Genomic DNA, 17,944 nt, shown 5'->3' with positions numbered 1-17,944 from the left:
GTACCGGGTGACCGGACGGCGCCGGATGCGCGGGGGAGGTCGGTCGGGATGCGGCGATGGCGGGTGGCGGTCACCGTGGGCGCGGCGCTGGCGCTGGCGCTCGGCGGCTGTGCCGCGCCGGCCGGAGTGGACCGGGACCTGGTCGACGACTGGCCCGCGTTCGCCGCGCCGGTCGGGTTCGTGCCGAAGTCCGGCGCCTGTCATCCCACTGTCGCCGACGTCGGCTACCTCAGCGGCTACCAGCCGGTCGACTGCGCCACCCCGCACCGCACCGAGACGCTGCACGTCGGCACGATGACCGGCGCGGAGGCGGAGCGTTCCGCGCCGCCGCGTACCGGCTCGGCGGGGATGCGTGCCGCGCACGCCGAGTGCGCCCGCCAGGTCACCCGCGCCGTCGGCGCGGACTGGCGCTCCGGGCGGCTGCGCCTGGCGGTGGTCTTCCCGTCGGCGCTCGCGTGGTCCGGCGGGGCCCGCTGGTACCGCTGCGACGTCGCCGAGATCAGCGATCTGGACGAGGGCGCCGTGTCCCAGCGCACCGGCAGCCTGCGGGGGGCGTTGAAGCCCGGCTCGAAGCTCGCGCTCGGCTGCTTCAACCCGAAGCTGAGCAAGGACAAGGTGCAGTCGATGCGGCCGGTGGCCTGCACCAGCAAGCACCACGCCGAGTTCGTCGGCGTCTACCAGGCGCCGGACATCAGCTACGCGGAGTTCGACCGCACGCCGCTGCGCGCGCACAAGGCCTGCCGCGGCCTGATCGCCAAGTACGCCGGGCTGCCGAACGACGGCAACATGCAGTACCGGGCCGGCACCATCATCTACCACCCGTACGAGGAGCAGTGGCGCGACGGCGACCGGGGCGTGCAGTGCTTCCTGTGGGTCTCCGGACGGTCGCTGACCCGCTCGGTCAAGGGCGCGGGCGCCAAGGCGCTGCCGATCAACTGAGAACCGGGCGGGACGGGCCGGCGCCCACCCCGCCCGGTACCGCTCAGCCGACCTGCAGCGTCACGTCGTCCACGACGAAGCTGGTCTGCAGCGAGGAGTCCTCGACCCCGGTCCACTTCAGCGTGACCGTCTGACCCGCGTACGCGGCCAGGTTGAAGGTGCGCTGGGTGTAGCCGGTCGCCTTGTTCAGGTTCGAGTACGTGGCCAGCGTGGTCGAACCGACCTGCACGGTGAGCTTGTCGTAAGCGGTCGAGGTGGTCGTCTCGGCCGAGTCGATGTGCAGCCAGAACGAGAACGTGTAGCTGCTGCACCCGGACGGCAGCGTGACCGACTGGGAGAGCGTGTCGGTACGCGAGGAGCCGTATCCGTTCATCCACGCCTTGTACGACCCGGTGCGGGCCGCCTGGCTCGAGCTGTTGGTGATCACGCCCGAGCTGGCCGTCCACGGCGTGGTGCCGGACTCGAAGCTGCTGTTGCCGATCAGCTGGCCACCGGTGCAGCCGCCGCTGCCGCCGGTCACCGTGATCGTGTAGCTCGCGGTGCGGGTGGCCGAGCCGGTGCCGGTCACGGTGAGCGTGAACGTGCCGGTGGTGGCCGTCGACGAGGCGGTGACGGTCATGGTGGCCGAGCCGCCCGAGGTGACCGAGGACGGGCTGAAGCTCACCGAGACGCCGCTCGGGGTGCCACTGGCGGACAACGCCACGGTCTGCGCGCTGCCGGCGGTGGTGGCGGTGCTGACCGTGGCGGTGGTGGAGCCGCCCCGGGCGACGCTGCCGGAGGTGGGGCTCACCGAGACGGAGAAGTCGTTTGTCGGCGTGCCGCCGCCGACCGCGAGCTGCCAGATCGCGTACGCGACGCCGTCCGCGGCCCGGTTCAGGATGGTCGTGTTGATGTTGCCGGTGTTGTCGCAGGAGCGGTGGTAGCACCCGTCGTACGCCGCGCCCGCGGTGCCACCCCACTTGCTGGCCTGCGCCGAGGTCTTGGTGTAGCTGGCGCCCGCCGCGTAGCCGGAGGTCTGGATGCCGGCGTTGGCGAACGAGTAGTCGTCCGAGCGGCCCTGGCCCTCGGTGTTCTCCTCCGGCGAGATGCCGAACGAGTCCCAGTACGCCTTCAGCGGCGCGGCGGTGGCCGAGGTGATCCGGTTGATGAAGTAGCCGCCGTTGGGCGAGCCCACCATGTCGAAGTTGTAGTAGCCCTTGATGTAGCCGCGCTGGGTGGAGCTGAGCTGGTTGACGTAGTGCTTGGAGCCCTGCAGGCCCTGCTCCTCGCCGTTCCACCAGGCGAACCGGACCCGCTTGGTCATGGTCGGGTTCTGCGCGGCCAGCACCAGCGCGTTCTCCAGCAGCACCGACGAGCCGGAGGCGTTGTCGTTGATGCCGGGGCCGGCGGCGACGCCGTCCAGGTGGGCACCGAACATGACGACCTGGTCGGAGGGGCCCTGCGGCCACTCGGCGATCAGGTTGTTGCCCGGGTAGGTGCAGGTGGAGCAGTTCTGCTCGGTGACCGTGTAGCCGGCGGCCTGGAGCTTGCCCTTGACGTAGTTGACCGACGCCGTGTAGCCGGCCGAGCCGGAGCGCCGGTTGCCGCCGTTGCTGGTGGCGATGGAGTTGAACTGGGTGAGGTGGGCCTGGATGTTGCTCAGGGAGACGTCCGGCGCGGCGAGCGCGGCGGCGGCCGGGGCGGGGGCGGGGGCCGGAGCGGGCGCGGCGGAGGCGGTGCCGGCCAGGCTCGCCGTCGTCAGGGTGGCGACGAGGGCGAGCGCGAGGCTCGTGGTCGGCGTTCTGCGTCTCATGGAGACTCCTCGTGGGGGTTCGGCGGGCGGGGGTGCCGGGACCGGTGATCGGAACAGTTACATGTATCGATCGCACAGTCAACGGGCTGTCACATCCCACCGGCCCCCTCCCCCCACCGGGATGCCGCACACGCTCCATCCCTCCCCATTTCGCCGCATGACGATCAAGGAGTTCGTGTCCGGGCACGGCGGCGCCGGGGACACGAACTCCTCGATCGACTGCGAAGAGGGGTGGGTCAGACCCGGCGGAGGACCGCCAGGAACATGGCGTCGGTGCCGTGGCGATGCGGCCACAGCTGCACCGTGGGGCCGTCGCCCAGACCCGGCATGCCGGCCGGCAGCAGCGGCCGCGCGTCGACGAAGTCGACACCGAAACCGCACCGCCGAGCCGCCTCGGTCACCGTCACGTGCGTCTCCACCACATGCGGCGAGCAGGTCACGTATGCGACCAGGCCACCCGGCCGGGCCGCCCGCAGCCCGGCGGTGAGCAGTTCCCGCTGCAACCGGGTCAGCGGCGGTAGGTCTGACGGCTGGCGGCGCCACCGCGACTCCGGGCGGCGGCGCAGCGCGCCCAGCCCGGTGCACGGCGCGTCCACGAGCACCCGGTCGAAGTGCTCCTCCGGCAGCTTCGGATCGCTGCCCACGCTGCGCCCGTCGGTGTGCAGCACCGTCACCGGCAGCCCTCGGGTCGCCTGCTCCACCAGCCGTGCCCGGTGCTCGGCCACCTCGACCGCCGTGAGCCGCGCGCCACGGATCGCGGCGAGCGCGCCCAGCAGGCCGGACTTGCCACCTGGACCGGCGCACAGGTCCAGCCAGCGGCCGTCCGGGCCGTCCAGCGGCGCCGCGGTCAGCGCGTCCGCCACCAGCTGGGAACCCTCGTCCTGCACGTGCGCGCGGCCGTCGGCCACCGCCGGCAGGTCACCCGGCGCGCCGCCGGGCAGGTAGACCGCGTACGGCGAGAACGCGCCGGGCGCGCCGCCCACCTCGTCGGCCAGCGCCACCGGATCGGCCAGGCCCGGCCGGGCGCACAGGTGCACCGGCGGGCGCTCGTTGTCCTCGATGAGCAGCCGGGTCGTCTCGCCCATGTCGCCGCCGAGCGCCTCGGCGAACGACCGCACGATCCACTGCGGATGGCTGTACGCCAGCGCGAGGTGCCCGATCGGGTCGGTCTCCTGCGCCGGGGCGAGCTTCGCCACCCAGGCGTCGGCGTCCCGGGTGGTGATCTCCCGCAGTACCGCGTTGGCGAACCCGGTGGCGCCCGGCCCCACCGATCGGACCAGGTCCACAGTGGAGGACACCGCGGCGTGCGCGGGCACCCGGGTGTGCAGGATCTGGTACGCCCCGAGCCGCAGCGCGTCGCGCACCGGCGGGTCGATGCGCTGCACGTCCCGCCCGGCCGCGTCGGTGACGATCGCGTCCAGCGTGCCGGTGTGCCGCAGCGTGCCGTAGGTCAGCTCGGTGGCGAACGCGGCGTCCCGGCCGGTCAGCCCGGCCTCGCGCAGCATCGCCGGGAGCACCAGGTTGGCGTACGCGTCGTCGCGGTGCACCGCCGCGATCGCCTCGTACGCGATCTGCCGGGGCAGGTCGACCGCCGGACGGACCGGACGCCCGCCCCGCCGGTCCCCACCGAACCGGTCCCCGCCCCGCCGGTCGCCACCGAACCGGTCCCCGCCCCGCCGGTCGCCGTGCTCACGCGCGTACCCCCGGGGACGCTCGCCCTCGACGGGCCGGTCCGGGCGCTGCGGCCCCGTCACGCGAACACCTCGCCGGCGGTGACCCGGGCGCCACGCGCCCAGTCGCCGGCGGGCATTGCCTTCTTGCCGGCGGCGCGCACCTCGCCGAGGCGCACCGGCGTGGTGGCGGTACCGACGAGCACACCGGACTTCTCCACGTGCAGCTCCCCCGGCTTCAGCTCCGGGCCGTCGGGCAGCGGCGTGACCGGGCCGAGCTTGACCCGATCGTCGCGGAACGTCGTCCACGGGCCGGGCGCGGGCGTACAGGCGCGGATGCGCCGGTCCACCGCGAACGCGGGGTCACCCCAGCGGACCCGGGCGTCCTCCACCGTCAGCTTCGGGGCGAGCGAGACGCCGTCGGCCGGCTGCGGCACGGCCCGGGCGGTGCCGGCGCCGATCGCGTCGAGCACGGCGACAAGCAGCCCGGCGCCGGAGTGCGCGAGCCGCTCCAGCAGCTCACCGGAGGTGTCGGCGGGCCGGATCTCGTCGGTGACGGTGCCGTAGACCGGACCGGTGTCCAGCCCCGCCTCCAGCTCGAAGACGCTGGCCCCGGTCAGTTCGTCGCCGTGCAGCACGGCGTGCTGCACCGGCGCGGCGCCGCGCCATGCGGGCAGCAGCGAGAAGTGCAGGTTGATCCAGCCGTGCCGGGGGATCTCCAGCGCGACCGGCGGCACCAGCGCGCCGTAGGCGACCACCGGAACGCAGTCCGGCGCCAGCTCGCGCAGCCGGTCGAGGAACTCCGGCTCGCGCGGACGGGCCGGGGTGAGCACCTCGACGCCGTGCGCGTCGGCCCACGCGCCGACCGGCGAGCGGACCAGTCCCCGGCCCCGCCCGGCCGGGGCGTCGGGGCGGGTGACCACGGCGAGCAGCTCGTGCCCGGAGGCGGCGATCGCGTCCAGGGCCGGTACGGCGACGGCCGGCGTGCCGGCGAAGACCAGGCGCATCCGGGTCACCGCCCCAGACCGAACGGGTTGCCGGCGGCGTGCGGGCTGAGCTTGACCGTCGGCGGCGCGGCCCGGTCGTACCACTCGGCCTGGCGGATCGCCTTCATGGCCTCCTTGCGGCCGGCCGCGTCGAGCCGGTCGACGAAGAGCACGCCGTCGAGGTGGTCGGTCTCGTGCTGCACGCAGCGGGCCATCAGGCCGGTGCCGACGATCTGCAGCGGGTCGCCGTAGCCGTTGAAGCCCTTGGCGATCACGTTCTGCCGGCGCTTGGTGTCGAAGTAGAGCCCGGGGATGGACAGGCAGCCCTCCGGGCCGTCCTGTTCCTCCTCGTCGGGGAACTCCAGCACCGGGTTGACCAGGTGGCCGAGGACGTCGTCGACGTCGAAGGTGAACACCCGCAGGCCCACCCCGAGCTGCGGCGCGGCCAGGCCGGCGCCGCTCTGCTCGCGCATCGTGTCGGTCAGGTCGGCGATCAGCTTGCGCAGCTCGGCGTCGAAGTCGACGACCGGGTCGGCCGGCGTGCGCAGCACCGGATCGCCGAACAGACGGATGGGCTGGACGGTCACTCGGCGTGGCTCCTTGTCTGGGTCGAACGATGCGCGTCCAGTCTACGGAGTCGGCCCGGCCGCCCCGGGTCGCGTACCGGGAACGGTGACCGGGGCCGCCTCCCGCCCCGCTGTCACCGGCAACGTGGCGTGACCACGCAGGGTGAGCCGGACCCGCCGCTCGGGCCGGCCCGCCACCGCCAGCCCGGGCAGCCGGCGCAGCAGCAGCGGGAACGCCACCTGCGCCTCCAGCCGGGCCAGCGCCGCACCGAGGCAGTAGTGTGGCCCGGCGCCGAAGGACAACGGCGCGATCTGCGCCCGCCACGGGTCGAAGCGGGCCGGATCCGGATAGCGGCGGGGATCACGGTTGGCCGCGCCGAGCAGCACGATGACCCAGCTCTCCGGCGGCAGGTCGACGTCGCCGTAGCGGGACGGCGCGGTGCTCATCCGCGAGGTGAGCTGCACCGGCGAGTCGTAGCGCAGCAGCTCGTCGACGTAGGCGGGGGCGAGGTCGGGCCGCTCGCGCAGCGCCGCCGCGGCGCGCGGATGCTCCAGCAGCGCCACCAGGCCGTTGCCGAGCAGGTTGGTGGTGGTCTCGAAGCCCGCCACCAGCAGCACGATGAGGTTGGCCAGCAGTTCGTCGCCGGAGAGCCGGTCGCCGCCGTCGTGGGCCTGGACCAGCGCGGTGGTGAGGTCGTCGGCCGGGGCCCGGCGGCGGGCCGCCACCAGCTCGGTGAAGTAGTCCCGCAGCTCGGTCGCGCCGCGGTCGGCCACCGCCAGCTCGTCGGCGGTGATCTCCGGTTCGAGCACGCCGGTCAGGTCGGTGGCCCAGCGCCGGAACAGCGGCCGGTCCGCCGCCGGCACGCCGAGCAGCGCGCAGATCACGCCGACCGGCAGGGGGTACGCGAACGCGGCCATGAAGTCGACCGGCCCGTCGGCGGCGAGCATCGCGTCGACCAGCTCGTCGGCCTGCGCCCGCACCACGTCGCGCATCGCGGCGATCCGGCGCGGGGTGAACGCGCCGGCGGCCAGCCGCCGCATCCGGCTGTGGTCCGGCGGGTTGGTGCGCAGCATCGACCGGGAGATCGACAGCACCGCCGGGCTCTCCCGCCAGCCCGGCATGAACTGGTCGCGCAGCGCGTCGTCCATCACACCGAAGCGCGGGTCGCGCAGGATCGCGTCGGCCTCGGCGTAGCCGGTGACCACGTAGAAGACCGGCCCGGCCTGGACCACCGGACCGTGCGCGCGCAGCCGCTCGTACGTCGGATAGGGGTCGAGACGACCCTCGGGGGACATCAGCAACGCGAGCGCGTCGGTCGGATCCACGATTCCGCCTCCCCAGGCATCGGAGGCCTTCATCATGCTCCGGCCCGCCGGATCGGGTGAACCCGTGCCGGCGAGGTGGCGGTGTCCCCGGCGGTCAGACGCCGGCGCCCGGCTCCCCGGCGAGCACCGGGCCGCCGCCGAGCAGCGCGTGCTCCGGCAGCGGCAGCGTGATGCCGTGCGCGTCCTCCCAGTCGTGGATCAGCCCCGGGCGGGCCTGCGCGGTGAAGAAGTCGAGCGCGCTGATCCCGCCGACCACCGGCTCGTCCACCTCGGCGACCAGCCGGGCCGCGACCATCGGCAGGCCGCCGCGCACCGCCGCGCTCAGCCGCCGGTGCCCGTCGACGACGAAGAAGTACTCGCCGGTGTAGCCGATGCTCAGCGGCTCCGGCTCCGCGCCGTTGCCGGCCGTCTCGGCAGCGGCGTCGGCGTCCCAGAGGCCGCGCAGCGTCGACACGTCCTCGGTGGGGTACACCCGGTTCGGGTCGAGCAGCAGCAGCGGCCGGCCGGCCCGCAGCACGTCCGCGCCGAGGCGGCCCTCGTAGACGTCGATGACGTGCTGGATGACCTGCTCCGGGTCGGCCCGGGTGGTGTCGCAGACCAGGTCGTAGTTGCGCAGGCGGGCCTTGTCGACGCCGTACCGGACGATGAACCGGCCGCGCTCGCTCTCGCTGCGCTCGCGCAGCTTGGCCCGCGCCTCCTCCAGCGAGGTGTAGCTCTCGGCCGGGCCGGACGGCCGGGCGAGCACGCGCCGGGCCGCCTCGGTCGGCTCGGTGATCATGTGCACCTTGAGCGCGTCGGTGAAGAAGTGCCAGGCCAGGCGGGAGTCCATGACCAGGGACTCACCGGAGGCGGCGATGTCGCGCTGGAGCTGGTCGACGTACCCGTCGACGGCCTGGTCCAGCTCGGCGTGCAGGTTGAGCTGGAGGGCGGTCATCTGCCGCTCCTGGGCCATCTGGCGGTAGAGGTCGCCGACGCTGACCCGGCGCAGCCCGAGCCGCTTGGCGATCTCGACCGAGACGGTGCTCTTGCCACTGCCGAGGTCACCGTTGAAGACGATCGACTGACGAACGGTCACGACTGGTCCACCCCTGCTCACCGGCTGACTGACGACATCGAATCCGTGTCGGCCCGACGTGCTCTGGCACCCGCCGCGCCGCGTCCCGCACGGGAAAACCGCGCGGCTGGGCATGACGGGCGATGCTATCACCGCCCGCTACTCGATTGCCGGACCAGGTGTGCGGCAAACCCCAGGTCACGACCGTGCGCGAGGGTCCGCGTGCGCACTGTCACGCGGGCGCGCCGATCAGAACAGCGTGAGCGGGTCGACCTGGAGCCGCACCGGGTCGGCCGCCTTGCGGGCGCTGCGCTGCCCGGCGGCGGCGTGCAGTGCCTCGGCCATCGCGGCGGCCCGTGACCGGGGCACGCGGACCAGCATCCGCTCCCGGCCCTCGTCGGCCGGCACCGGGCCGAGCACCTCGGCGTCACCCGGCAGCCGGGCGCCGGCGAGCAGGTCGGCCACCGCCTCGGCCGCACCGGTGACGCTCGCCATCCGGACCGCCGGGGGGAAGCCCAGTTCGCGCCGCTCGGCCAGTTCCCGGGCCGCGAACCAGGCGGAGTCCCAGCGCAGCAGCGCCTGCACCGGGGCCAGCGCGCCGTCGGCGACCACCACCACCCGGCCACCTGCCGTACCGGGCCGGGCCAGCGCGGCGGCGGCCATCCACCGCCGCAGCGCCTCCTCTCCGGCCCGCAGGTCGGCCCGGGTCAGCAGTGCCCACGAGTCGAGCAGCAGCACCGCGCCGTAGCCGCCCTCGGCGACCGGCTCGGCGCCCGGGGTGGCGATCACCAGCCCGGCTCCACCCGGCACGCTCGCCAGCACCTCCTCCCGCCCCGAGGTCCGCACCGGCACGCCGGGGAACGCCCGGCCCAGTTCCTCGGCGGTCCGCCGGGCGCCGGTCACCGAGGCGCGCAGCCGCCGCCCGCCGCACTCCGGGCAGGCGTACGCGGCTGCGACCCGCCCGCACCAGCGGCAGGCGGGCGTGCCCTGCGCCGACGGCAGCGCGAGCGGCCCGGCGCAGTGCGGGCAGCGGGCCGGGGCGCGGCAGTCGGCGCAGGCCACCGACGGCACGTAACCGCGGCGCGGCACCTGCACCAGCACCGGCAGGTCCGCGCGCAGCGCGTCCCGGGCGGTGGTCCAGGCCAGGCTCGGCAGCCGCGCCGAGGCCGCGCCGGGGTCGCGGGCCAGTTGCGGGTCGTCGCCGGTGGGGGCCAGGGCCGGGGTACGCGCGCGCACCACCGCCCGGTCGGCCACCACCTCGCGCGCCCAGCCGGTCTCCACCAGCAACTGCGCCTCGGCGGTACGGGCGTACCCGCCGACCAGCGCGGCGATGTCGCCGAGCTGCGCCCGGGTGAGCAGCACGTCGCGGGCGTGCGGGTAGGGCGCGCGCGGTTCGGCGTGCAGGTCGTCGCCGTCGTCCCAGATCGCCACCAGGCCGAGCCGCCGCACCGGGGCGAACATCGCCGCCCGGGTGCCGATCACCACGTCCACCTCGCCCGTGCGGGCGGCGAGAAAGGCCCGGTAGCGGCGGGCCGGACCGTCGGCGGCGGTGAGCCGGACGTGCCGCCCCGCGCCGAGCACGGCGGTCAGGGCGGCGTCGAGGCGGTCCAGGTCGCGGGCGTCGGCCACCACGACCACCGCGCCCCGGCCGCCGGCCACCGTGGCGGCGACCGCGTCGGCGTACCTGTCGGCCCAGTCCTCCCCCGGCAGCGCCGACCAGACCGCGCGGGCGGGCTTGCCGTCGGTGAGCGCGCGCAGCAGCGCCGGACCGGCCGGGTAGTCCCGCCAGCCGCGCGGGTCCACCTCCGCCCGGGCACCCGGCCGGGCGTCGGCGGCCTCGGCCGGTACGCCGTCGGGCGCGGTGCCGTCGGCGGGGCTGCCGGTGGGTTCGGTGCCGTCGGCGGGGCCGACGTCGGGCGCGGCCGCGGCGGTGACGGCCTTCTCGGCGCGGGCGTGCCGGGGCGGCACCGCCAGCCGCAGCACGTCGGCGAGGCTGCCGGCGTACCTGTCGGCGACCGCGCGGGCCAGCCGCGCCACCTCCGGGGAGAGCACCGGCACCGGGGAGACGACCTTCTCCAGGTACGCGAGCTTCGGGTGCGCGGACGACTCGGCGCGCTCCAGCAGCCAGCCGTCGACGAGCTGCCCGGCGAAGCGCACCTTCACCCGCACCCCGGGCCGGGCGTCGGCGTCGAGCGCCTCCGGCACCAGGTAGTCGAACGGGCGGTCCAGGTGCGGCAGCGGCACGTCCACGCAGACGCGCGCGACCGGCGACCCCGGTGCGGGTCGCCGGTCGCGGCGCGTGGTGGTGGTCAGGCTCCCGCGGCCGACTTGAGGTCGGCGGCCCGGTCGGTGCCCTCCCAGGTCAGCTCCGGCAGCTCCCGGCCGAAGTGGCCGTACGCGGCGGTCTGCTGGTAGATCGGGCGCAGCAGGTGCAGGTCCCGGATGATGGCGGCCGGACGCAGGTCGAACACCTCGGCCACGGCCTTCTCGATCGAGGCGACCGGCACGGTCTCGGTGCCGAACGTCTCGATGAAGAGGCTCACCGGGTGCGCCTTGCCGATCGCGTACGCGACCTGCGCCTCGCACCGCTCGGCCAGCCCGGCCGCCACGACGTTCTTGGCGACCCAGCGCATCGCGTACGCGGCCGACCGGTCGACCTTCGACGGGTCCTTGCCGGAGAACGCGCCGCCGCCGTGCCGGGCGTACCCGCCGTACGTGTCCACGATGATCTTCCGGCCGGTCAGGCCGGCGTCACCCATCGGGCCGCCGATCTCGAACCGCCCGGTCGGGTTGACCAGCAGCCGGTAGCCCTCGGTGTCCAGGCCGAGCCCCTCCAGCTCCGGGGCGATGACATGGTCGCGGATGTCCGGGGTGAGCAGCGACTCCAGCGAGATGTCCGCGGCGTGCTGGCTGGACACGACGACGGTGTCGAGCCGGACCGGGCGCAGCCCGTCGTACTCGATGGTCACCTGCGTCTTGCCGTCCGGCCGCAGGTACGGGATCGTGCCGTCCTTGCGGACCGCGGCGAGCCGGCGGGCCAGCCGGTGCGCCAGCGCGATCGGCAGCGGCATCAGCTCGGGGGTCTCGGAGCAGGCGAAGCCGAACATCATGCCCTGGTCGCCGGCGCCCTGCGCGTCCAGCGCGCTCTCCGACCCGCCGGTACGCAGCTCGAAGGCGTTGTCGACGCCCTGGGCGATGTCCGGCGACTGCGCGCCGATGGACACGCTGACGCCGCAGGACGCGCCGTCGAAGCCCTTCTTCGACGAGTCGTAGCCGATGCCGAGGATGGTCTCGCGGACGATGGTCGGGATGTCGGCGTACGCCTTGGTGGTCACCTCGCCGGCCACGTGCACCTGACCGGTGGTGATCAACGTCTCCACCGCGACCCGGCTGTGCGGGTCCTGGGCGAGCAGGGCGTCGAGAATGCCGTCACTGATCTGGTCGGCGATCTTGTCCGGGTGGCCCTCCGTGACCGATTCGGACGTGAAGAGACGTGTCACGGCACTCCTAAGCATGTGAAGACTTTTAAAGGTCGCTCGGCGGCAGTTTAGTCACCGTCGTTCCGCCGTGACCCGATGAACGCGGGTCGACCAACCGTCAGGAACGTGACGGCAGCCGCGGACAGACGAGGTCCCAGACGGCGTCGGCCAGGGCCTCCTTGGGCTGCTCGGGCAGCCGGTGCACGGCACCGTCGGCACCGATCACGGTGGCCGCGTTGGTGTCGGCGCCGAAGACCTTGTCCACGCCGACCTCGTTGACCACGATCATGTCGGCCCCCTTGCGGGCCAGCTTGGCCCGGCCGTTGGCCTCCGCGTCGTCGGTCTCGGCCGCGAAGATCACGAGCACCTGCCCGGGACGGCGGACGCGCCCCAGCTCGGCGGCGATGTCCGGGTTGGTGACCAGCTCGATGGTCGGCGCGACGCCGTCGTCGGACTTCTTGATCTTCCCGCTGGCGTAGCTGGCGGGCCGGAAGTCGGCGGGCGCGGCGGCCATCACCACGGCGTCCGCGTCGGCTGCCGCCGCGAGCGTGGCGGTGCGCAGTTCCTCGGTCGTGCCCACCCGGACCAGGTCCACCCCGGCCGGGTCGGGCAGCGCCACGTTCGCCGCGACGAGCGTGACCCGGGCGCCCCGGGCGACGGCGGCGCGGGCGAACGCGTACCCCTGCTTGCCGGACGACCGGTTGCCCAGGAACCGGACCGGGTCCAGCGGCTCGCGGGTGCCCCCGGCGGTGACCACCACGTGCCGGCCGGCCAGGTCGGCCTCGGCCTCGGCGCCGCGGGCCAGGGCCCGGCGGGCCACCGCGAAGATCTCCGCCGGGTCGGGCAGCCGGCCCTTGCCGGTGTCCCGCCCGGTGAGCCGGCCCACTGCGGGCTCGATCACGCGGACGCCGCGCGAGCGCAGCGTGGCCACGTTCGCCACGGTCGCCGGGTGCTCCCACATCTCGGTGTGCATGGCCGGGGCCAGCAGCACCGGGCAGCGCGCGGTCAGCAGCGTGTTTGTGAGCAGGTCGTCGGCGAGGCCGTGGGCGGCCTTGGCGAGCAGGTCGGCGGTGGCCGGTGCGACCACGACCAGGTCGGCGTGCTGCCCGAGCCGCACGTGCGGCACCTCGTGCACGTCGGACCAGACGTCGTCGGCGACCGGCCGGCCGGACAGGGCCGCCCAGGTCGGCGCCCCGACGAAGCGGAGCGCCGAGGCGGTCGGCACCACCCGGACCCGGTGACCCGACTCGGTGAAGAGCCGGAGCAGCTCACACGCCTTGTAGGCGGCGATGCCGCCGCCGACCCCGAGGACGATCTCGGCGGGCATCGGCGCGGGCGCGGTTACGGCTGGTCGGTCGGCTCGGCGGTGAGCAGGCCCGCGTTGATCTCGCGCATGGCGATGGAGAGCGGCTTCTCCTGCGGGGTGGTCTCCACCAGCGGGCCGACGTACTCCAGGAGACCCTCACCGAGCTGGCTGTAGTAGGCGTTCACCTGCCGGGCGCGCTTGGCGGCGAAGATGACCAGCGCGTACTTCGAGGTGGTCTTCTCGAGCAGCTCGTCGATCGGCGGGTTGGTGATGCCCTCGGGGTTGGTGGCGATGGATCCCACGAATTAAACCTCTGCGTCTCGTGCGCCGCCCGCGGGCGGTCGGGCCGGAGCCAGGAAGGACGAACCGAGCAATCCTACCAGCTCCGCCGCGGCGCGCTCGGTGTGGTCGTGTGCCACGGCGTGGGCGAAGACGGCCGCGACGTCCGGGTCCGCCCGGTACGCCGGCGGCGCGAGCAGCACCAGCCGGGTGCCGGGCGCCGCCGCCCGTACCGCCAGGGCGCCGCCCAGGTCCAGCGGCAGCAGCACCGGCCGGCCCTCGGCGAGCCGCGTCCGCACCCCGGCCCGGGGCACCCCCCGGCGGTACGGCCCGATCCGGCACCACTCCAGCAGCTCCCCGGCGGCGATCAGCCGGTCGAAGCCGGGCGCGTCGAGGAAGACGCGGTCGACGCCGTCGCGCTCGTCCGGACGGGGTGGGCGGGTGGTGGCGACCACCGGCACCCAGACAGACGCAAGGCGCGCCCGGACCGCCTCGACGACACTGCTCCGGCCGGCCCCGGAGGGACCGGACAGGACAGTGAGCCGAGCCGCCGAGCGCGCCTCGTCATCCGTGCTCACCGCTTGTTTCTACACGGCGGGCCGTTCAGTTGGCGGCGAACTCTCCGAGCAGAGCCTTGCGCTGCTGCTCGCCGAGGCCGCGCAGGCGACGGCTGTCGGCGATCTTGAGCTTCTCCATGATCTGGGTGGCCCGGATCTTGCCGATGCCCGGCATCGCCTGGAGCACGGCCGAAACCTTCAGCTTGCCCACGACGTCGTCGGACTCGGCCCGCTCGAGGACGGTGGCGAGGGTGGTCTTGCCCTGCTTGAGCTGCTCCTTCAGCTCAGCGCGGGCCTTGCGGATCTCCGCGGCCTTCTCCAGCGCGGCAGCGCGCTGCTCGGGGGTCAGTGACGGGAGCGGCACCAGTTCTCCTCAGGTCCCTAGTACGGCGGGCTGAGCGCCCCACCGCATCTGTGAAACGTGGTGTCGCTGGCAACCAAAGGGGTCCGTGGTTCCCAGCGCGGGGAAAACTAGCGGTCAACGGAGATTTCGGCAACGTGGACGCGCGATGATCAACCCAAAGTGACCGAGCCGTCAGTCAGTCCGCCGCGCCCAGGGCGGCCCGGCAGTCGGCCAGCACCCGCTCGGTGGCGGCCCGCAGGTCGGCCGGGTCGGGGCCCGCGCCGAGCACCTCCCGGGAGTACGAGGGAAGCACCGACGGCAGCGCGGCGCCGAACACGGTACGCAACCCGGCGGGCGTTCCACCCTGTGCGCCCAGCCCTGGCGCGAGCAGCGGACCGTTCACCGAGTCCAGATCGTGACCCGTCTCACCGATCGTCGCCCCGACCACCAGACCAAAACTGCCGAGTGGTTCCGCACCCCTGTTGAGCTGGGAAATCTCGTCGATCACGGTTTGCGCGACGGTGCGCCCGTCGGCGCCCACGGCGCGCTGCACGGAGGCACCCTCCGGGTTGGAGGTGAGCGCCAGGACGAAGACCCCGCCGCCGTGCTCGGCGGCGGTGGAGAACATCGGGGCGAGCGAACCTACTCCCAGGTAGGGGCTCGCGGTGACCGCGTCGACATACAGAGGGCTGGATGGGTCGAGGTACGCCGACGCGTACGCGGCGACTGTCGAGCCGATGTCGCCGCGCTTCACGTCAAGCAGAGTGAGCGCTCCCAAATCTCGCAACTGTCGGATAGTTGACTCAAGCACACCGACACCGCGGGCGCCGAAGCGCTCGAAGAACGCCGACTGCGGCTTGACCACGGCGACCCGGTCACCGATCGCCTCCACCACCGTGCGGCAGAACCGCTCCAGGCCCGCCACGTCGTCGGTCAGGCCCCAGGCGGCCAGCAACCCGGGGTGCGGGTCGATGCCCACGCAGAGCGGCCCTCGTTCCGCCACGGCCCGGTGCAGACGGGCGCCGAACGTCTCCATCACGTCTCTCCCTCTCCCGGCGGCTCCGGGCCGCCTGGCGTGTCCGGCGACGGGCCTTCCGTCGCGCCCTGTCGTATCCGGCCGGGCTCAGCCGGCCTTGACCGCCGCGGCCACTCCGGCCGCGATCCGCGCCACGTCCGCGGCGTCGCAGACGTACGGCGGCATCGTGTAGACGAGATCCCGGAACGGGCGCAGCCACACCCCCTCGGCCACCGCCGCGGCGGTCGCCCGGGGCAGGTCCACCTCGTGGTCGAGCTGCACCACCCCGATCGCGCCGAGCACGCGGACGTCGGCCACGCCGGGCGCGTCCCGCAACGGCTCCAGACCGGTCCGCAGGCCGTCGGCGATGCCCGCCACGCGTCCCGCCCAGTCCCCGGCCCGCAGCAGGTCCAGGGAGGCGTTGGCGACGGCGCAGGCGAGCGGGTTGCCCATGAACGTCGGCCCGTGCGCCAGCACCCCGTCGGCGGAGATCGCCCGCGCCACCTCGGGCGTGCACAGCGCCGCGGCGAGCGTCAGGTACCCGCCGGTGAGCGCCTTGCCGACGCAGAGCACGTCCGGGGCGACGCCGGCGTGCTCGGCGGCGAACATCCGGCCGGTCCGGCCGAAGCCGGTGGCGATCTCGTCGAACACCAGCAGGATGCCGTGCCGGCTGGTCACCTCGCGCAGCACGCGCAGGTAGTGCGGGTGGTGGAACCGCATCCCGCCGGCGCCCTGGACCACCGGCTCCACGATCACCGCGGCCAACTCGTCGGCGTGCCGCTCCACCGCGTCCACCAGCGCCGCCTCGTACGCCGGGTCCGGCGCCGCGTCGAAGCCGGGCGGCGGCACCGGCGCGAACACCTGCCGGGGCAGCACGTCGCCCCAGAGGTGGTGCATGCCGCCCTCCGGGTCGCACACGCTCATCGGGTGGAACGTGTCGCCGTGGTAGCCGCCCCGCCAGGTGCCCAGCCGGCGGCGCTGCGGGCGTCCCAGCGCCCGCTGGTACTGCAGGCACATCTTCACCGCCACCTCGACGCTGACCGAGCCGGAGTCGGCCAGGAAGACGTGTTCCAGGCCGTCCGGGGTCAGCTCGACGAGCGTGCGCGCCAGGCGTACCGCGGGCTCGTGGGTGAGCCCGCCGAACATCACGTGGCTCATCCGTCCGAGCTGGTCGGTCACCGCGGCGTCGAGCACCGGGTGCCGGTAGCCGTGGATCGCCGCCCACCACGACGACATGCCGTCGACGAGTTCCCGCCCGTCGGCGAGCCGCAGCCGCACCCCCGCGGCGCTGTCGACCACGTACGGCGCGCCGGCGGGAGGCATCGCGGCGTACGGGTGCCACACGTGCCGCCGGTCGGCTTCCAGAATCTCCTCAGGCGTCACGTCTCCTCCTCCTTCGCCCCCGCCCTTCCCCCTCCCTCCCCCGCTCTCCCCCGCGATCTTGCAGTTGGTGCCCCGACCGGGCCCGGAATGGGCGGTATGCCGGGGCCGAAAGCGCAAGATCGCGCGGGGGTGGGGGCGGTGCGGGGGTGGGGTGGGTGGGTCAGGGTCGGGTGGTTCGGGTTGTTATGGCCCGGGTCAGGGCGGGGCCGCGGTAGATGAAGCCGGTGTAGAGCTGGAGCAGGGAGGCGCCGGCGTCGAACATGCGTGTCGCGTCGTCCCGGTGCAGGATGCCGCCCACACCGATCACCGGCAGCCGGCCCCCGGTCTCGCGGTGCACGAACGCGACCATCTCCCGGGCCCGGGCGGTGAGCGGCCGGCCGGACAGCCCGCCGGCCTCGGCGGCGCGCTCCCGGTCGGCCGGGGCGAGCCCGTCGCGGGCGAGCGTGGTGTTCGTGGCGATGACCCCGGCCGCGCCCCGGTCGAGGCACACCTCCAGCAGCTCGGCCACGGCCGGCTCGGTCAGGTCCGGGGCGATCTTCACCAGCACCGGCTTCTCCCCCACCAGCGCGGCGAGCAGGGCGTCCAGATGGGACCGGTCCTGAAGCGACCGCAGCCCGGGAGTGTTCGGTGAGGACACGTTGACCGCGAAGTAGTCGCCGTGGTCCTTGAGCGCCCGGTACGAGGCGAGGTAGTCCTCGACCGCCTCGTCCAGCGGGGTCACCTTGGACTTGCCGAGCGAGATGCCCAGCGGCACACCGAGCGGGCGCGGCAACGCGGCCAGCCGGTCCGCCAGCGCCTCGGCACCGGCGTTGTTGAAGCCCATCCGGTTGATCACGGCTTCGCTGTCGCGCAGCCGGAACAGCCGGGGCCGGGGGTTGCCCGGCTGGGCGTGCGCGGTCACGGTGCCGACCTCGACGAAGCCGAAGCCCAGCGCCGGCCAGGCCGGCAACGCGAGTCCGTTCTTGTCCATCCCGGCCGCCAGTCCGACCGGGTTGGGGAAGCGCACCCCGAACACGGTGCGCGGCGCCGACCGGAAGTACGCCCGTCGCAGCGCCGCGAGAACGGCCGGCTGCCGCGACACCGCGGCCAGCCGTTCCAGGGTCCACTCGTGCGCCCCCTCGGCGTCCCCGCCCGCGAGCGAGAACAACCGGGGCCGCACCACCTTCTCGAAGATCACGCCGCGCCCCCTCGCCCGGTCTCCCCGGTCTCCCCCGTCTCCCCGTTGATCATGAGGTTGGCGGCGGATTTG

General features: G+C 74.2%; 16 protein-coding genes. 1 reads left to right on the top strand and 15 read right to left on the bottom strand.

All coding sequences use genetic code 11. The features are described 5' to 3' along the window. The first annotated feature begins 48 nt into the window (after nucleotides 1-48). On the top strand, nucleotides 49-939 hold the full coding sequence (locus O7611_RS09165) for a septum formation family protein (RefSeq protein ID WP_194802857.1): 891 nt from the start codon (nucleotides 49-51) through the stop codon (nucleotides 937-939). 43 nt (nucleotides 940-982) lie between these two features. Here the strand turns inward: O7611_RS09165 and O7611_RS09160 are convergent, their stop codons facing one another. The 15 genes from O7611_RS09160 to O7611_RS09090 form a co-directional block, all read right to left on the bottom strand. Beyond that, nucleotides 983-2,731, bottom strand: coding sequence for a M28 family peptidase (locus O7611_RS09160; RefSeq protein ID WP_269696565.1), 1,749 nt, complete (start codon nucleotides 2,729-2,731; stop codon nucleotides 983-985). Nucleotides 2,732-2,967: 236 nt separating this feature from the next. Beyond that, nucleotides 2,968-4,485, bottom strand: coding sequence for an RsmB/NOP family class I SAM-dependent RNA methyltransferase (locus tag O7611_RS09155; protein ID WP_194802859.1), 1,518 nt, complete (start codon nucleotides 4,483-4,485; stop codon nucleotides 2,968-2,970). Next, nucleotides 4,482-5,408: a methionyl-tRNA formyltransferase gene (fmt, locus tag O7611_RS09150; RefSeq protein ID WP_269698070.1), complete on the bottom strand. Its 927-nt coding sequence runs from the start codon at nucleotides 5,406-5,408 to the stop codon at nucleotides 4,482-4,484. Before fmt ends, O7611_RS09155 begins: the two co-directional genes overlap by 4 nt. A gap of 5 nt (nucleotides 5,409-5,413) precedes the next feature. Further along, a complete protein-coding gene (gene def, locus O7611_RS09145; protein WP_194802860.1) occupies nucleotides 5,414-5,974 on the bottom strand; it encodes a peptide deformylase in 561 nt (186 codons plus the stop codon). Nucleotides 5,975-6,016: 42 nt separating this feature from the next. After that, entirely contained in the window at nucleotides 6,017-7,279 is a 1,263-nt protein-coding gene (locus O7611_RS09140) for a cytochrome P450 (RefSeq protein ID WP_194802861.1), read from the bottom strand. Between the two features lie 94 nt (nucleotides 7,280-7,373). Beyond that, nucleotides 7,374-8,354, bottom strand: a complete 981-nt coding sequence (locus O7611_RS09135) for an AAA family ATPase (protein WP_194802862.1) — start codon at nucleotides 8,352-8,354, stop codon at nucleotides 7,374-7,376. A gap of 228 nt (nucleotides 8,355-8,582) precedes the next feature. Next, nucleotides 8,583-10,583 (bottom strand): primosomal protein N', encoded by a 2,001-nt coding sequence (locus O7611_RS09130; RefSeq protein WP_269696564.1) that lies wholly within the window; start codon nucleotides 10,581-10,583, stop codon nucleotides 8,583-8,585. A gap of 59 nt (nucleotides 10,584-10,642) precedes the next feature. Continuing rightward, nucleotides 10,643-11,848 (bottom strand): methionine adenosyltransferase, encoded by a 1,206-nt coding sequence (gene metK / locus O7611_RS09125; RefSeq protein ID WP_194802864.1) that lies wholly within the window; start codon nucleotides 11,846-11,848, stop codon nucleotides 10,643-10,645. 82 nt (nucleotides 11,849-11,930) lie between these two features. After that, nucleotides 11,931-13,139, bottom strand: a complete 1,209-nt coding sequence (coaBC, locus tag O7611_RS09120; protein WP_194802865.1) for a bifunctional phosphopantothenoylcysteine decarboxylase/phosphopantothenate--cysteine ligase CoaBC — start codon at nucleotides 13,137-13,139, stop codon at nucleotides 11,931-11,933. Between the two features lie 14 nt (nucleotides 13,140-13,153). Next, nucleotides 13,154-13,420 carry a DNA-directed RNA polymerase subunit omega gene (gene rpoZ / locus O7611_RS09115; protein WP_013285517.1) on the bottom strand — a complete coding sequence of 89 codons (267 nt, stop codon included), beginning with the start codon at nucleotides 13,418-13,420 and terminating at the stop codon, nucleotides 13,154-13,156. A gap of 3 nt (nucleotides 13,421-13,423) precedes the next feature. Next, complete coding sequence (locus tag O7611_RS09110; protein WP_194802866.1) at nucleotides 13,424-13,975, bottom strand: guanylate kinase; 552 nt, start codon at nucleotides 13,973-13,975, stop codon at nucleotides 13,424-13,426. Nucleotides 13,976-14,000: 25 nt separating this feature from the next. Next, nucleotides 14,001-14,318 carry an integration host factor, actinobacterial type gene (mihF, locus tag O7611_RS09105; RefSeq protein WP_013285515.1) on the bottom strand — a complete coding sequence of 106 codons (318 nt, stop codon included), beginning with the start codon at nucleotides 14,316-14,318 and terminating at the stop codon, nucleotides 14,001-14,003. A 175-nt stretch (nucleotides 14,319-14,493) separates the two neighbouring features. Beyond that, nucleotides 14,494-15,333 (bottom strand): orotidine-5'-phosphate decarboxylase, encoded by an 840-nt coding sequence (pyrF, locus tag O7611_RS09100; protein ID WP_194802867.1) that lies wholly within the window; start codon nucleotides 15,331-15,333, stop codon nucleotides 14,494-14,496. Nucleotides 15,334-15,420: 87 nt separating this feature from the next. Next, on the bottom strand, nucleotides 15,421-16,695 hold the full coding sequence (locus O7611_RS09095) for an adenosylmethionine--8-amino-7-oxononanoate transaminase (protein ID WP_269696563.1): 1,275 nt from the start codon (nucleotides 16,693-16,695) through the stop codon (nucleotides 15,421-15,423). 160 nt (nucleotides 16,696-16,855) lie between these two features. Beyond that, on the bottom strand, nucleotides 16,856-17,872 hold the full coding sequence (locus tag O7611_RS09090) for a quinone-dependent dihydroorotate dehydrogenase (protein WP_194802869.1): 1,017 nt from the start codon (nucleotides 17,870-17,872) through the stop codon (nucleotides 16,856-16,858). Between the last annotated feature and the right edge of the window lie 72 nt (nucleotides 17,873-17,944).

The sequence above is a fragment of the Micromonospora sp. WMMC273 genome (assembly GCF_027460285.1).
GTDB lineage: Bacteria > Actinomycetota > Actinomycetes > Mycobacteriales > Micromonosporaceae > Micromonospora > Micromonospora aurantiaca.
Note: the sequence above shows the minus strand (reverse complement) of the source record. Positions and strands in the feature narration are given on the sequence as shown.

Excerpts from the sequence above, each read along its gene's own strand:
- O7611_RS09165 (WP_194802857.1), top strand. The coding sequence starts at position 49 with ATGCGGCGATGGCGGGTGGCGGTCACCGTGGGCGCGGCGCTGGCGCTG.
- coaBC (WP_194802865.1), bottom strand. The coding sequence starts at position 13,139 with ATGCCCGCCGAGATCGTCCTCGGGGTCGGCGGCGGCATCGCCGCCTAC.
- fmt (WP_269698070.1), bottom strand. The coding sequence starts at position 5,408 with ATGCGCCTGGTCTTCGCCGGCACGCCGGCCGTCGCCGTACCGGCCCTG.
- O7611_RS09160 (WP_269696565.1), bottom strand. The coding sequence starts at position 2,731 with ATGAGACGCAGAACGCCGACCACGAGCCTCGCGCTCGCCCTCGTCGCC.
- metK (WP_194802864.1), bottom strand. The coding sequence starts at position 11,848 with ATGCTTAGGAGTGCCGTGACACGTCTCTTCACGTCCGAATCGGTCACG.
- pyrF (WP_194802867.1), bottom strand. The coding sequence starts at position 15,333 with ATGGAGACGTTCGGCGCCCGTCTGCACCGGGCCGTGGCGGAACGAGGG.